Source organism: Streptomyces sp. CNH189 (genome assembly GCF_000527195.1).
In genome coordinates this window covers 547,393-562,986 of the sequence record NZ_AZUS01000001.1, presented here as the reverse complement: position 1 = coordinate 562,986, position 15,594 = coordinate 547,393, and the positions used below count along the sequence as shown (strand labels likewise).

General features: G+C 74.0%; 9 protein-coding genes and 1 pseudogene. 7 read left to right on the top strand and 3 right to left on the bottom strand.

Features of this window, described 5'->3' with window-relative positions; all coding sequences use genetic code 11:
* Positions 1-143: 143 nt before the first annotated feature.
* A complete protein-coding gene (locus B100_RS0102500) occupies positions 144-1,790 on the top strand; it encodes a M4 family metallopeptidase (protein WP_024882896.1) in 1,647 nt (548 codons plus the stop codon).
* A gap of 31 nt (positions 1,791-1,821) precedes the next feature.
* Here B100_RS0102500 and B100_RS0102495 read toward each other — a convergent pair whose 3' ends face one another.
* The 3 genes and pseudogenes from B100_RS0102495 to B100_RS0102485 all read right to left on the bottom strand — a co-directional run bounded on the left by B100_RS0102495 (position 1,822) and on the right by B100_RS0102485 (position 5,165).
* Positions 1,822-3,969, bottom strand: coding sequence for a molybdopterin oxidoreductase family protein (locus B100_RS0102495; protein ID WP_024882895.1), 2,148 nt, complete (start codon positions 3,967-3,969; stop codon positions 1,822-1,824).
* 201 nt (positions 3,970-4,170) lie between these two features.
* Positions 4,171-4,424: pseudogene (locus B100_RS37435) on the bottom strand (hypothetical protein).
* 36 nt (positions 4,425-4,460) lie between these two features.
* Positions 4,461-5,165, bottom strand: a complete 705-nt coding sequence (locus B100_RS0102485) for an ElyC/SanA/YdcF family protein (protein ID WP_024882894.1) — start codon at positions 5,163-5,165, stop codon at positions 4,461-4,463.
* A gap of 203 nt (positions 5,166-5,368) precedes the next feature.
* Here B100_RS0102485 and B100_RS0102480 point away from each other — a divergent pair, with 203 nt between their 5' ends.
* From B100_RS0102480 to B100_RS0102455, 6 genes are all read left to right on the top strand, one after another.
* The gene (locus tag B100_RS0102480; protein ID WP_024882893.1) at positions 5,369-6,169 is read left to right on the top strand and encodes a sirohydrochlorin chelatase; all 801 of its coding nucleotides are present in this window, start codon (positions 5,369-5,371) and stop codon (positions 6,167-6,169) included.
* 49 nt (positions 6,170-6,218) lie between these two features.
* A complete protein-coding gene (locus B100_RS0102475; protein ID WP_024882892.1) occupies positions 6,219-7,526 on the top strand; it encodes a deoxyguanosinetriphosphate triphosphohydrolase in 1,308 nt (435 codons plus the stop codon).
* 91 nt (positions 7,527-7,617) lie between these two features.
* A complete protein-coding gene (locus B100_RS0102470) occupies positions 7,618-8,883 on the top strand; it encodes an FAD-dependent oxidoreductase (protein ID WP_024882891.1) in 1,266 nt (421 codons plus the stop codon).
* A gap of 121 nt (positions 8,884-9,004) precedes the next feature.
* Positions 9,005-11,902 carry an eCIS core domain-containing protein gene (locus tag B100_RS0102465; protein WP_024882890.1) on the top strand — a complete coding sequence of 966 codons (2,898 nt, stop codon included), beginning with the start codon at positions 9,005-9,007 and terminating at the stop codon, positions 11,900-11,902.
* A gap of 142 nt (positions 11,903-12,044) precedes the next feature.
* Complete coding sequence (gene dnaG / locus B100_RS0102460; protein ID WP_024882889.1) at positions 12,045-13,955, top strand: DNA primase; 1,911 nt, start codon at positions 12,045-12,047, stop codon at positions 13,953-13,955.
* A 333-nt stretch (positions 13,956-14,288) separates the two neighbouring features.
* Complete coding sequence (locus B100_RS0102455) at positions 14,289-15,593, top strand: RNA polymerase sigma factor (RefSeq protein WP_024882888.1); 1,305 nt, start codon at positions 14,289-14,291, stop codon at positions 15,591-15,593.
* Position 15,594: the final 1 nt, after the last annotated feature.

Genomic DNA, 15,594 nt, shown 5'->3' with positions numbered 1-15,594 from the left:
CCTTGCGGGAACGATTCTCTCCCCTCACACACCCCCACATTTGCGCTATGGACATGACAGGCGCAACCCCACTTGAATCGCGGTCACCACCAGCCCCGCCCCGTCCCCCCACCCGCGTCGGGGCGCCCGTTCCAGGAGACCGCTTGAGCCCGATACGGCATGCCCGACGTCCCCGTCTCGCCGTGGCCGGAGCCGCCGTCACCGGCGCCGCCCTGCTGGCCGCCGCCCTCACCCCCACCACCGCCGGAGCGGCCGACCGCCCCACCCGCGCCGCCGCGGCCGAGGCCGCCGCCTCCGTCCTCGCCGAGCGCGCCGACGCCCTCGGCCTCGGCGCCGCCCAGGACACGAAGGTCCGCGACGTCGTCGTCGACGCGGACGGCAGCCGCCACGTCCGCTACGACCGCACCTACCGCGGACTGCCCGTGCTGGGCGGCGACTTCGTGCTCCACCTCGCCCCCGACGGGTCCTACCGGGACGTCACCCGCGCCACCCGTGCCGCGATCGACCTGCCCACCGTCTCCCCGCGCCTCGCCGCGCCCCGCGCCGCCGACCTCGCCGCGAACGTGCTGCGCGCGACGCACCTCGGCGAGACCCTGAACCGGCTCACCGCCCGCCCGCAGCTGGTGGTCGACGCCCTGCACGGTGCCCCCCGCCTCGCCTGGCGCACGGACGCCGCGGCCCAGGACTCCGCCGGCAACCCGGTCGCGCGCACGGTGCTCACCGACGCGCACACCGGCACCCGCATCGACACCTGGGACCGTCTGGAGAGCGCCACCGGCGACGGCAGGTCCCTCTACGGCGGCACGGTCCCGCTGGAGACCACGAAGACCGCGACCGGGTACGAGCTGAAGGACCCCACCCGCGGCGGCACCTACACCGGCGACGCGGGCAACCGCACCGACCTGTGCGTCCTCGTCGTCTGCGTCGTCCGCGCCCCCGCCCCCGTCGTCACCGACGCCGACAACCACTGGGGCACCGGTGACACCGCCGACCGCGCCACGGTCGCCGTGGACGCGCAGTACGGCACCGACGTCACCTGGGACTACTACGAGGACGTGCACGGCCGCCGGGGCATCGCGGGCGACGGCAAGGGCTCGTACAACCGCGTGCACTACGGCAACGCCTACAACAACGCCTTCTGGGACGACCGCTGCTTCTGCATGACCTACGGCGACGGCGACGGCACCCAGATGGGTCCGCTGGTCGCGCTGGACGTGGCCGGGCACGAGATGACCCACGGCGTGACGTCCAAGACCGCCGGGCTGACCTACTCCGGCGAGTCGGGCGGCCTCAACGAGGCGACCTCCGACATCTTCGGCACGCTGGTGGAGTTCCACGCGGCCAACCCCGAGGACCCGGGCGACTGGCTGATCGGCGAGGAGGTCGTCCGCGACGGCTTCGGCCAGGAGGCCCTGCGCTTCATGGACCACCCGTCGAAGGACGGTTCCTCGGCGGACTGCTGGGACGCGTCGGTCAAGGACCTCGACGTCCACCACTCCTCCGGCGTCGCCAACCACTTCGCCTATCTGCTCGCCGAGGGCAGCGGCGCGAAGACCGTGGGCGGCACCGCGCACAACTCCCCGACCTGCGACGGCTCGACGGTCACCGGCATCGGCCGCGCCAAGCTCGGCGCGATCTGGTACCGCGCCCTGACGGTCCACATGACCTCGTCGACCGACTACGCCGGCGCCCGCACCGCCACCCTGAAGGCGGCGGCGGACCTCTACGGCGAGGGCGGCACCGAGTACGACGCGGTCGCGGCGGCCTGGAGCGCGGTGGGCGTGGGCTGACCGCGCCACCCCGGTTCCGGAGGCGGTGCGCTCACGGGCGTACCGCCTCCAGCCGTACGGCGCACGCCTTGAACTCCGGCATCTTCGACGTCGGGTCGAGGGCCGGATTGGTGAGGGTGTTGGCGCGGCCCTCACCGGCCCAGTGGAACGGCATGAACACCGTGTCCGGACGGATCGCGGTGGTGATCCGGGCCGGCGCCACCGCCCGACCGCGCCGCGACACCACGGCCACCGGGTCGCCCTCGGCCGCGCCGAGCCGCTGCGCGAGGCGGGGGTGCAGCTCCACGAACGGGCCGGGCGCGGCGGCGTTCAGCTCGTCCACGCGCCGCGTCTGGGCGCCGGACTGGTACTGCGCCACGACCCGCCCGGTGGTGAGCAGCACCGGGTACTCCTCGTCGGGCTCCTCGGCGATCGCCCGGTGCGACACCGGGACGAACCGCGCCCGCCCGTCCTCGGTGGCGAACCGGTCGAGGAAGAGGCGCGGGGTGCCGGGGTGGACGGTTTCCTCGCCGGGTTCGCCGGGTTCGCCGGGTTCGTCGGGCTCGTCGGGCTCGTCGGGGGAGGGGCACGGCCAGAACACCCCGTCCCCCTCGGCCAGCCGCCGGTAGGTGATCCCGGAGTAGTCGGCCGGGCCGCCCGCGCTGGCCCGCCGCAGTTCCTCGAAGACCTCCTCGGGGTCGGCCGGGAACCGCTTCTCCGGGCTGCCCTCGCCACCCAGCCGCGCCGCGAGCTCGTGCAGCACCTCCAGGTCGCTGCGCACGCCCGCCGGCGGGGTGACCGCCCGGCGCCGCAGCAGCACCCTGCCCTCCAGGTTGGTCGTGGTGCCCGTCTCCTCCGCCCACTGCGTCACCGGCAGGACCACGTCGGCGAGTTCGGCCGTCTCCGACAGCACCACGTCGCACACGGCGAGGAAGTCCAGCGAGCGGATGCGCCCCTCGACGTGCGCGGCGCGCGGCGCCGACACCACCGGGTTGGAGCCCATCAGCAGCAGCGCCCGGATGTCCGTGCCCAGCGCGTCCAGCAACTCGTAGGCGCTGCGGCCCGGACCGGGCAGGCTGTCCGGGTCCACGCCCCACACCTGCGCCACATGCGCCCGCGCGACCGGGTCGGTCAGCTTGCGGTAGCCGGGCAGCTGGTCGGCCTTCTGGCCGTGTTCGCGCCCGCCCTGCCCGTTGCCCTGTCCGGTCAGACAGCCGTACCCGGACAGCGGGCGGCCCGGCCGGCCGGTCGCCAGCGCCAGGTTGATCCAGGCGCTCACCGTGTCGGTGCCCTTGGACTGCTGCTCCGGACCTCGCGCGGTGAGCACCATCGCGTGCTCCGGCTCGCAGAACAGCCGCACGGCTTCGCGCAGTTGGGGCACGGGGACGCCTGTGATCCGCTCCACGTACTCCGGCCAGTGCGCCATCGCGGCGGCCCGGGTCTCCTCCCAGCCGGCCGTGCGTTCCCGGATGTACTCCTCGTCGGTGCGCCCCTCGGCGACGACCAGGTGCAGCAGGCCCAGCGCCAGCGCGAGGTCGGTGCCGGGGCGCGGGGCCAGGTGCAGGTCGGCGTGCTCGGCGGTCCGCGTCCGGCGCGGGTCGACGACGATCAGGGTGCCGCCGTTCTCCTTCAGCTCGGTGAAGTACCGCAGGGCCGGGGGCATGGTCTCGGCCGGGTTGGAGCCGACGAGGATCACGCAGCCGGTCCTCGGGACGTCCTCCAGCGGGAACGGCAGCCCCCGGTCGAGGCCGAAGGCCCTGCTGCCCGCGGCGGCCGCCGACGACATGCAGAACCGGCCGTTGTAGTCGATCTGCGAGGTGCCCAGCACCACCCGGGCGAACTTCCCCAGCGCGTACGCCTTCTCGTTGGTCAGCCCGCCCCCGCCGAACACCCCGACCGCGTCCGCGCCGTGCTCCGCCCGAGCGCCTCCGATGCCCTCGGCGACCCGGTCCAGCGCCTCCTCCCAGGAGGCCGGCTCCAGCGTGCCCGCCGCCGACCGCACCAACGGCGAGGTCAGCCGCACAGCGGACGACAGCAGGGCCGGGGCGGTCCGCCCCTTGCCGCACAGCGCGCCCCGGTTCACCGGGAAGTCCGCGCGCTCGCTCACCTCGACAACCCGCCCGTCGGCGGCCGGCGCCAGGTTCATGCCGCACTGCAGCGCGCAGTAGGGGCAGTGCGTGGACGTCACGGTGTTTCGCATACGGCCCAGGCTGCGTGCCCGGTGTTACGCACCGAACCGACCGCTGTTACACCCCGGACACGGTGCCCTCTCCTCCGGGCGGGTGGCGTGGTGAGGGGCCGGCGCGCCGCGCTCGGACGCCGACGAGCCGGACGCGGTCGCCGCACAGGCCGGGCGAGCCGCCGGCCCCGAACAGTCCTGCGGCTTCCGCCGCCCGTTCGGTCACCGGCTCGACCTGCCCGCCGACGCGCCGGCATCGGTGTGCTCGAAGATCAGCCAACGGGCATCCGCCGGCTCCGCCTCGGTGAAGGCGCCGTGCTCCTCCTGGGCCGCTGAAGATCGGCTCCGACCGCCCGGTGCCGCAACTCGCGCGCGACCGCTTCGGCGACATCCCCCGGGACGCCGTCGGTCAGCTCCTTCAGGGCGGCGACGCGCTCCGTCGGGAGCGTCACCGTGATCCGTGTCGTGTCCGCCACGAGGGAAAAGGACTCGTCGAGTACCGGGCGCGCCCCTCAGCCCGGCGTGCCGGGACCCTCGGCGTCCGCCAGCGCCCTCCGCACCCCCGGCTCCTCGGGGCCGAGGAAGTGGGGGTCCGGGCGGAAGACCGCGTCCAGGGCCGCCTTGCCCGCCGCCAGGACCTCGCGGGCGCCGCCGTAGTACCAGGTGACGTCGTGCCGGTCGTCCACGCCGACCCCGTACGACTCGACGCCGGCCGCCTCGCACAGGGCCACCGCCCGCCGGATGTGGAAGCCCTGGCTGATCAGCACCGCCCGGTCCACGCCGAAGATCTTCCGGGCGCGGACGCAGGAGTCCCAGGTGTCGAAGCCCGCGTAGTCGCTGACGATCCGCGCGTCGGGCACCCCGTGCCGGGTCAGATAGGCGCGCATCGCGTCCGGCTCGTCGTAGTCCTCCCGGCTGTTGTCGCCGGTGACCAGCACCACCTCGATCCGCCCCACGCGGTACAGCTCCGCCGCCGCGTCCAGCCGGTGCGCGAGGTACGGCGACGGCTCCCCCTCCCACAGCCCCGCGCCGAACACCACGGCCACCTCGGTGCGCGGCACGTCGGCGGTGGTGCGCAGCCGGTCGCCGGTGCTCAGCCGCAGCCAGGTCGCCGGCAGCAGCGCCAGCACGCACACCGCCACCACGGCCCGCACCAGCCGTCGCCGTCCCGCTCGGGTGCGCGGCAGCCGCGGACGGTGGAACGCGAAACGGCGCATACGGACGGCCTCCCCCGGGTCGGTCCTGGACCCGGTAGGACGCCGTGCCGGGGCCGGTGGTTCGCACCCTGTGACCGGCCTCACGATGCCGGGAGACGGAAACCCGCCGCCTCACACCGCCCCCCGCCCCCGCGTGAACGCCCCGAAAACACGCGTGACCCCCGCGCAACGGCAGGGCAACCTCGTACGGTCACGCTCGCTGCATGACGGCGTATCCGATGCATCCCGGCGCCCGGCCCCGCCCGGCCGCACCGCCCCCCGCCCTCGTCGTGGTGGCCCACGGCAGCCGCGACCCGCGCGCCCTGGTCACCGTGCGACGGCTGCTGGAGCGGGTCCGCGCGCTGCGCCCCGGCCTGCCCGTGCACCTCGGCCACATCGAGCTGAACGCCCCCCTGCTCCCCGGCACCCTCGACGAGTTGGGCGCGAGCGGCACCACCTCCGCCGTCCTCGTCCCGCTGCTGTTCGGCCGCGGCCACCACGTCACCCGGGACATCCCCGACGCCGCCGCGGCGGCACCGCTGCCCACCCGCGTCGCCGACCCGATCGGCCCGCACCCGCTGCTCGTGGACGCCCTGCACGCCCGGCTCACCGAGGCGGGCTGGCAGGCTCCCCGGGACGCGGAGAGCCGCCGCGTGAGCGCCGTGGTGCTCGCCGCCGCCGGGTCCCGCGCCCCCGCCTCCCGCGCCGACACCGAACGCATCGCCGCCCTGCTCGCCGCCCGGCTCGGCGTCCTCGTCGTCCCCGCCTACGCCTCCGCCGCCGACCCCACCGTGCCCGACGCGGTCCGCGCCCTCGCCGCCCGCGGCCGTACCCGGGTCGCCGTCGCGTCCTGCTTCACCGCCCCCGGCCGCTTCGCCACCGAGTGCGCGGCGGCCGCGCCCGGCACCGTCTCCGCCCCCCTGGGCACCCACCCCGCGATGGCCCGCCTGCTCCTCCACCGCTACGACCAGGCACTGCGGACCGCCGCCCCGGTCACCGGGGTCACCGCCCTCGCCCCGGCGTGACACGACCACCGGTGTCCGTGATGTCACCGGCCGGGGCTACTGTCGGGTCATGGAAGGCATCACGTCCGACACGTCCGCCCCGCCCGCGAACCACGTCCCGCCCGCCGGATACGACCCGTCGGCCGTCGAGCGCTGGGCCGCCGAGCCCGACAAGCGGCCGGGCCGCACCGCCTTCCAGCGCGACCGGGCCCGGGTGCTGCACTCCGGGGCGCTGCGCCGCCTCGCCGGCAAGACCCAGGTCGTCACTCCGGGCGAGCAGAGCCAGGTGTGGGACGCCAGCCCCCGCACCCGCCTCACCCACTCCCTCGAATGCGCCCAGGTCGGCCGGGAACTGGGCGCCGCCCTCGGCTGCGACCCCGACCTGGTGGAGGCCGCCTGCCTCTCCCACGACCTCGGCCACCCGCCGTTCGGCCACAACGGCGAGCAGGCGCTGAACGAGTTCGCCGAGGACTGCGGCGGCTTCGAGGGCAACGCCCAGTCGCTGCGGCTGCTCACCCGCATCGAACCCAAGCGGTTCACCCCCGAGGGCTCCGTCGGCCTCAACCTCACCCGGGCCGCCCTCGACGCGGCCACCAAGTACCCCTGGCCGCGCGGCGCCCACCCCACCGACCCGGCGTCGGTGAAGTTCGGCGTCTACGACGACGACCGGCCGGTCTTCGAGTGGCTCCGCAAGGACGCCCCCGGCACCCGCACCTGCTTCGAGGCGCAGGTCATGGACTGGGCCGACGACGTCGCCTACTCGGTCCACGACGTGGAGGACGGCCTGCACGCGGGCCACATCGACCCCAACTGCCTGCACGCCGACCCGGAGCGGGAGGCCGTCTTCGCGGTCGCCGTCGGCCGGTACGTCCCGGCGGACACCGACACCGCCGAGCTGGCCGAGGCGCTCGACCGGCTGCTCGCCCAGGAGTGGTGGCCGCACGGCTACGACGGCACCGCCGTCGCCCAGGCCCGCCTGAAGGACGCCACCAGCCAGCTCATCGGCCGCTTCTGCCTCGCCGCCGAGAGCGCCACCCGGCAGGCCTGGGGCGGCGGCCGCCTCACCCGGTACGGGGCGGAGCTGGTCGTACCGCGCTCCACGCGCATGGAGTGCGCGGTCCTCAAGGCGGTCGCCGACCGGTACGTCATGCAGCGCGCCGAACAGGAGCGGCTCCGCGCCGACCAGCGGGTCGTCGTCATGGAGCTGGCCGAGGCGCTCACCGCCCGCGCCCCCGACGGCCTGGACCCGCAGTTCCGCAGCCTGTTCGACCGGGCCCTCGACGACCGGGCCCGCAAGCGCGTGGTCGTCGACCAGATCGCGTCCTTGACGGACGCCTCGGCCCGTTCGCTGCACGCCCGGCTCACCGGCCGGACGTGACGGAGGTGGCCTGATCGGGTCACTCCCTCTTCCCGCAGCCCCCCGGGTGCGGGAGGCTCGCTGGTGGCGCAACGCTCGAAGGAGGCATCACGTGGTCGACGCGGATCAGACATTCGTCATCGTGGGAGGCGGCCTGGCCGGCGCGAAGGCGGCCGAGACGCTGAGAGCGGAGGGCTTCACCGGCCGCGTGATACTGATCTGCGACGAGCACGACCACCCCTACGAGCGTCCGCCGCTGTCCAAGGGCTACCTCCTGGGCAAGGCCGGGCGCGACAGCGTCTTCGTCCACGAACCCGCCTGGTACGCGCAGCACGACGTCGAGCTCCACCTGGGGGCGACCGTCGCCGCGATCGACCGCGCCGCGAAGACCGTCCGCTTCGGCGAGGACGGCACCACCGTCCGCTACGACAAGCTGCTGCTCGCCACCGGCGCGGAACCCCGCCGGCTGGACATCCCGGGTACCGACCTCGCGGGCGTGCACCATCTGCGCCGCCTCGCCCACTCCGAGCGCCTCAAGGGCGTGCTCACCTCCCTCGGCAGGGACAACGGCCATCTGGTGATCGCCGGAGCGGGCTGGATCGGCCTGGAGATCGCGGCGGCGGCCCGCGGCTACGGCGCGGAGGTCACCGTCGTCCACCGGGGACAGACCCCGCTGCACTCGGTGCTCGGGCCCGAACTCGGGCAGCTCTTCGCCGAGCTGCACCGCGACCACGGCGTGCGCTTCCACTTCGGTGCCACGCTCACCGAGATCACCGGCCAGGACGGCATGGTCCTCGCCGCCCGTACCGACGACGGCGAGGAGCACCCGGCGCACGCCGTCCTCGCGGCGATCGGCGCCGCCCCGCGGATCTCCCTCGCCGAGGCAGCGGGCCTGGAGCTCGCCGACCCCGCGTCCGGCGGCGGTGTCCTCGTCGACGAGCGGCTGCGCACGTCCGACCCGGACATCTTCGCGGCCGGAGACGTCGCGTCCTTCCCGCACGCCCTGTTCGACACCCGTCTGCGGGTGGAGCACTGGGCCAACGCGCTGAACGGCGGCCCGGCCGCGGCCCGCGCCATGCTCGGCCGGGACGAGAGCTACGACCGCGTCCCGTACTTCTTCACCGATCAGTACGACCTGGGCATGGAGTACTCGGGCTGGGCGCCGCCCGGGTCCTACGACCAGGTGGTGATCCGGGGCGACGCGGGGAAGCGGGAGTTCATCGCGTTCTGGGTGCGCGAGGGGCGCGTGCTGGCCGGGATGAACGTGAACGTGTGGGACGTCACCGATCCGATCCAGCGGCTGATCCGGTCCCGGGAGGCGGTGGACACGGAGGCGCTGGCCGACCCGCACGTGCCGTTGGAGAGCCTGGCCGCGTAAGGGCTCCACGACCGCCCGGGGCGCCGGCCGCTGTTCCGGTGCAGCGCAAGTGCCCCAACAGGCAAGTGAATGGGGGACGGAAAGCCTGGAGTCCCGGGGCGGGACGGCCGATGATCGCAGCATGCGTTCACAGGACCAGCAGGACACCGCCGCCCGTCCCGCCCGGACCGCTCCTGCTGCCACCCGCACGGCCGACACCGCCGGACCGGCGGGATCCGGCGCCCCGGCCGCCGCGAGGCGGCTGCTGGCGTTGCAGCGCGCGGCCGGCAACGGCGCCGTCGTCCAGGCGCTGGAACGGCAGCGGGGGGCCGGGCCCCACCCGCACGGCCCCGCCCGCGGCCACGGCGACCCCACTCCCGTGCAGCGCCACGCGGACGGCCCCGCCTGCGGCCACGAGGAGTCCGCGCCGGTGCAGCGGTCGTCCGTGCCGGACGTGCTGCGCTCCGCCGGCCAGCCGCTGGACGGGGCGGTCCGCGCCGAGATGGAGGCGCGGCTGGGCGCCGACTTCTCCGACGTACGGATGCACACCGGGACGGCCGCCCAGCGCTCGGCGGCCGAGGTCGGGGCCCGCGCCTACACCTCCGGCAACCATGTCGTCATCGGTGCCGGCGGCGCCGACCGGCACACCCTGGCCCATGAGCTGACGCACGTCGTCCAGCAGCGGCAGGGGCCGGTCGCCGGCACCGACAACGGCTCCGGGCTCAGCGTCTCCGACCCCTCCGACCGCTTCGAGCGCGCGGCGGAGGAGAACGCCCGCCGTGCCCTGGCCGGCCCCGTGCCCGCCGGCCCCGCGCCCGCAGGGGCAGCGCCCGCCGGGGCCGAACCCGTGCAGCGGACGGCGGCCGCCCCCGCCCGCACCGGCGGGGAGGTCGCCGTACAGCGGGCCGGCGGTGGCGAGGCGCCCTTCGACCACGGCCAGTACTACACGAGGACGGGCTGGCAGGAGGCGGCCGAGGAGTTCGAGAAGCGGCTGGGCGCGTACTCCTTCGGGCACCCCAAGGCGCTCGACGCGGCGCGCAGGACCGTGAACCGGCTCAAGCAGCTGCTCATCGCCTACGCCCACGCGGAACGCAAGGACCCGGCGCTCGCCAACAAGTCGTTCTTCAAGGACGACAGGACGAGCGCGGGCCAGGTGGGCGAGGGGATGGCCACCGAACAGATCAAGGAGTTCTTCGCCCGGGACGGCAACGTCCGGGAACTGGTCACGGCCGTCTACAACGCCGCCTACTACAACAAGGGCGCGCAGCTCTCCCTCAAGCACGTCCTCGAAGGCATCATCGGGCCCAAGCCGCGGCTCGCGTCGACCCTCGGCATGAACGAGGAGGAGCTGAAGAAGCACTCCGCGTTCCTCAACGGCTGGTCCCGGCCTGCCATGTGGGCCGCGGCGAACCTCGTGGGCAAGGGCTACAACTACGAGAAGGACCCGTACGCGCTGGGCAACCTGCTGTGGCAGTCGGAGCCGGAGACGTTCGCCGGCGACACCCGCGAGATGATCAACAGCCAGGGGCCGCGCAAGCCGCGGAGCCAGGCGGACAAGGAAGCCAAGCGCAAGACACCCCGCGACTACGCGGACCGCGGCGCCCCGCTCAGCGCGCGCGAGCTGGCGTTCGCCGGCAAGCCCGGTCCGGACGACAAGCTGCCCTGGGACGAGGGCACCGCCTACTGGGAGATCCAGCAGAACGAGTCCTGGCCCCAGCAGAATGCCGCGCGGGGCATTCCCACCGTCGCCGGCATGTCCGGGACCACGACCCGGATGCTCAAGACCTTCCAGTGGATCAACGTCCCCGGGGTGGACGTCTTCGACTACCGGATGGCCGTGATGGGCTGGATGCTCCCGTCCTGGGACCACTCGCTCTACGAGATCCTGCGCGGTTCCTGGGCGGCCGGGGTCAAGGGGCCGGGCGAGTCCGCGGCCCGGGCGGGCAAGGGCGCGGCACTGATGTACCAGAACATCGCGCCCTTCTCGGAGGAGGAGCTGCGGCAGCACGTCTGCGTCGACGGACAGTTCCCGCACGAGCTGATGTACCTCGCCGAGGCGAACAAGCCGCGTACGCAGGATCCCGCGACGAGCGGGTTCATGGAACCGGGACAGACGGCGGCCGGTGACGTCAAGGGCAAGTACGACGAGTTCGTGGCGGGCGACACCGCGCCCACCCCGCGGATCGCCCAGTGGAAGGCGGACAACGACGGCGCCTCCACCGAGGCCGTCGCGAAGAACTTCAAGCCCGCTCACGCGACCGCGCTGATGGCGTACACCGGCGGGGCGCACCAGATGATCAACTCGGTGGTGCGCAGCCGGATGCTGCCCGAGGGGTACGCCCCGTACGGCACCGCCGGCGTGGCGACGGCGGGCGCCGAGGCCGTCTCCCTGCGGCAGATCAAGGGACAGCTGCGCTGGGCCGCCCGGAACGACGGCCCTGACCAGGAGTGGGTGCCCACCCTCGACGAGGATCCGGTGATCGGGCCGCAGCTCGCGGCCGCCCGGGGCTCGGACCCGGTGGCGAAGAAGGCGGCGACGGACGTCATCGACGCGCGGATCGAGGTCCTCGCCCCCGTGCTCTTCGAGGAGCTCAAGATGCACGCCGACATGACGATGGAGGCGCTGAACCGGCTGCCTCCCGTCACCGGCACCGTCTTCCGCGGCGACTGGAACCTCGGCGGGGACGAGTCGGTCCACCGGCTCGGCAAGCAGGCAGCGCTGAACTACCGGCCCGGCTCCGTCTTCACCAGCTCCTTCGACAGCACCAGCAGGCAGCCGGACGTGGCCATGGGCTTCATGCGCGGCCAGCGGGTCTCCGGCACCAGGACGCACCGCATCCTCCTGGAGCTGACGCTCACCGGGAAGTACGGCCGCGACATCGACCCCTTCCACCAGTACCAGGGCACCGAGGCGGAGGTCCTGCTCATGCCGGGCGCGAACTTCAAGGTCGACCGGAGCGAGTGGAGGCACGACCCGGACCACGACCCGGCGAACGGCGGCAGCGACTGGTACGAGCACGTCTGGGCGACGGAGGTGTGAGGGCACGCCCTCCGTGAGCGCACGCCCACGAGGTCACGCCCCCGTCGTCACGCCTCGCCGGTGCCGCGTATGTCACAGTGCCGGGCCATCCCCGGTGGCTCCACGCTCCGGGGATGTCATGGCGCACCCGTAGAATCTACGCGTGGCAGGACGGATCAATGACGAGGACGTGAAGGCGGTACGGGACGCGGTCCCGATCGACGCCGTGGTGTCCGAGTACCTCCAGCTGCGCAACGCGGGCGGCGGGAACCTCAAGGGCCTGTGTCCGTTCCACGACGAGAAGTCGCCGTCCTTCCAGGTCAGCCCGAGCAAGGGACTCTTCCACTGCTTCGGCTGCCAGGAGGGTGGCGACACCATCACGTTCGTGATGAAGATCGACCACCTCTCCTTCTCGGAGGCGGTCGAGCGGCTGGCCGGACAGGCCGGCATCACCCTGCGCTACGAGGAGGGCGGGTACAACCCCACCCACCAGCGCGGTGAGCGGATCCGCCTGGTCGAGGCGCACAAGCTGGCCGCCGAGTGGTACGCGGAACAGCTCGCGACCTCCCCCGAGGCCGACACCGGCCGGGTCTTCCTCGCCGACCGTGGCTTCGACCAGGCCGCAGCCCTCCACTTCGGCGTCGGCTACAGCCCCCAGGGCTGGGACCACCTCACCCGCTTCCTGCGCGGCAAGGGCTTCAGCGACAAGGAGCTGGTGCTCTCCGGACTCGCCCAGGAGGGCCGCCGCGGACCCATCGACCGCTTCCGCGGCCGGCTGATGTGGCCCATCCGCGACATCGGCGGGGACGTCGTGGGCTTCGGCGCCCGCAAGCTCTACGAGGCGGACAACGGCCCCAAGTACCTCAACACCCCCGACACGGCGATCTACCGGAAGTCCCAGGTCCTCTACGGCATCGACCTGGCGAAGAAGGACATCGCGAAGTCCTCCCGCGCGGTCGTCGTCGAGGGCTACACCGACGTCATGGCCTGCCACCTCGCCGGTGTCACCACCGCCATCGCCACCTGCGGCACCGCCTTCGGCGGCGACCACATCAAGATCCTCCGGCGCCTGCTCATGGACAACGGCTCGGCCCGCGTGATCTTCACCTTCGACGGCGACGCGGCCGGGCAGAAAGCCGCCCTGCGCGCCTTCGAGGACGACCAGAAGTTCGCCGCCGAGACGTACATCGCCGTCGCCCCCGACGGCATGGACCCCTGCGACCTGCGCCTGGCCAAGGGCGACGAGGCCGTCGCCGACCTGGTGGAGCCGCGCACCCCGCTGTTCGAGTTCGCCCTGCGTCAGATCGTCCGCCGCTACGACCTGGACACCCCGGCGGGCCGGGCCGGCGCCCTCGACGAGGCCGCCCCGATCGTCGCCCGCATCAAGAACAGCGGCGCGCAGCACGAGGTCGCCGTCCAGCTTGCCGGGATGCTCGGCATCCTGGACACCCAGTTCGTCGTCAAGCGGGTCGCCCAGCTCGCCCGCTGGGCCCGCGACCGCGGCGGCAAGGGTCCGGCGCCGGAGCGCGGCCGGCCCGGAGGCGGCGCCCCCCAGCAGTACGCCGCCCCCTCCGCCCCACGCGGCCCCGCCCTGAACCTCCGCAACCCGGTCTTCGCCACCGAGCGCGAGCTGCTCAAGCTCGCCCTGCAGCGCCCGGAGCTGGTCTCCCCGGCCTTCGACGCGTACGGCGTCGACGAGTTCACCGCTCCGCCGTACGCGGCCGTGCGCCAGGCGATCCTGGACGCGGGCGGCGCCGAGTACGGCGTCCAGGACCCGCAGGAGTACCTGATCCGGGTGCGCGACGCGGCCCCCGACGACACCGTCCGCGCCATGGTCACCGAGCTGGCCGTCGAGGCGATCATGCGCCGGGCGGTCGACGAGGTGTACGCGGGCGAGGTGCTGGTCCGGGTGCGGCGCCGGGCCGTCGAGCGCCGCGTCCGCGAGGTCAACGGCAAGCTGGCCCGCCTGTCGAACCACGCCGACCAGGCCGAACTGTCCGCCGTACAGAACGAGTTGTGGGTCCTCCAGCAGTACGACCAGGCCCTGCGCGAACACGGCGCGGCAGCCCTGTAGCCCCAGGCGGTCCCACCCCTCGGGGAACGCCCCCGACACCGCCCGCACCAGCCGCCTCCCGAAGTCGTCCCCGGCCCCCGCGAACCGGGGGTACCCGACGGCTGCCGGCCACGGCGGACCGGAGGCGCAGGCGCTCGTACTCCCCGGAACCGGAACAGCCGACCGTCACATGGGTTTCGTACAGGGCGGTGGACGCCCGCGGACGGTGCCGGATCGCCCGCGCTTCCGGCCTCCGGGTTTGTGCGGCGGGTGATCGGACGGTGACGGAGCGGACGCAAAAAGTCGACGCACGCCCCTCGTGGGGACGATGTGTCGTACCCCACACTGGGGGCGGTGCCTGAGTCCTCGGAGCGCGGCCGGCCCGTCGGTGACGGGTCGCACACCCCCGCTGTTCCGCTCATCGCGTACGGGACGGACAGCGGCGAGGCCGTCGACTCCGCCCCTGAAGTACCGCTGCCCCACCCCCCGGCAGCGATCATCCTGGAGGTCGCCCCCGTGCAGACCCAGACCCTCACCCAGACCGACACCGACGCCGCCGGCGCGGCGCCCGACGCGGATCTGCTGGTGGCGATGCCCGCGCAGAGCCGTGTCGCGCAGCACCCCGCCACCGGTCCGGAGCCGCCGGCGCGGGCCCCGGAGCCGGCCGAGCCGGCCGAGCCGGCGGAGGAGCCCGGCGACGTGGCCGTCGAGCCGGTCGACCTCTCACGCGTCCGGCCCGAGACCGGCGGCCCCTCCGCCGACCTGTTCCGCCAGTACCTGCGGGAGATCGGCCGCATCCCCCTGCTCACCGCCGCCGAGGAGGTGGACCTCGCCCGCCGGGTCGAGGCCGGCCTGTTCGCCGAGGAGAAGCTGCGCCTCACCCCCGACCTGGACAGCCGGCTCGCCCACGACCTGGACCGGCTCGTCGTCCTGGGCCGCATGGCCAAGCGCCGGCTGATCGAGGCGAACCTGCGGCTCGTGGTGTCCGTGGCCAAGCGGTACGTGGGCCGCGGGCTGACCATGCTCGACCTGGTCCAGGAGGGCAACCTCGGCCTGATCCGCGCCGTCGAGAAGTTCGACTACGCGCGCGGCTTCAAGTTCTCCACGTACGCCACCTGGTGGATCCGCCAGGCCATGTCCCGGGCGCTCGCCGACCAGGCACGCACCATCCGCGTGCCGGTGCACGTGGTGGAGCTGATCAACCGCGTGGTCCGCGTCCAGCGGCGGATGCTCCAGGAGCGCGGCTACGAGCCGACCCCGCAGGAGGTCGCCGCCCACCTGGACCTGCCGCCCGAGCGGGTCGGCGAGGTGCTGCGGCTGGCCCAGGAACCGGTGTCGCTGCACGCGCCCGTGGGCGAGGAGGACGACGTCGCGCTCGGCGACCTCATCGAGGACGGCGACGCCGCAAGCCCCGTGGAGTCGGCGGCGTTCCTGCTGCTGCGGCAGCACCTGGAGGCGGTGCTGTCCACGCTGGGGGAGCGCGAGCGCAAGGTGGTGCAGCTGCGCTACGGGCTGGTCGACGGCCGGCCCCGCACCCTGGAGGAGATCGGCCGCATCTTCGGCGTGACCCGCGAGCGCATACGGCAGATCGAGTCCAAGACGCTCAACAAGCTCCGCGACCACGCCTACGCCGACCAGCTGCGCGGCTACCTCGACTAGC

Excerpts from the sequence above, each read along its gene's own strand:
- B100_RS0102485 (WP_024882894.1), bottom strand. The coding sequence starts at position 5,165 with ATGCGCCGTTTCGCGTTCCACCGTCCGCGGCTGCCGCGCACCCGAGCG.
- B100_RS0102475 (WP_024882892.1), top strand. The coding sequence starts at position 6,219 with ATGGAAGGCATCACGTCCGACACGTCCGCCCCGCCCGCGAACCACGTC.
- B100_RS0102480 (WP_024882893.1), top strand. The coding sequence starts at position 5,369 with ATGACGGCGTATCCGATGCATCCCGGCGCCCGGCCCCGCCCGGCCGCA.
- B100_RS0102465 (WP_024882890.1), top strand. The coding sequence starts at position 9,005 with ATGCGTTCACAGGACCAGCAGGACACCGCCGCCCGTCCCGCCCGGACC.
- B100_RS0102495 (WP_024882895.1), bottom strand. The coding sequence starts at position 3,969 with ATGCGAAACACCGTGACGTCCACGCACTGCCCCTACTGCGCGCTGCAG.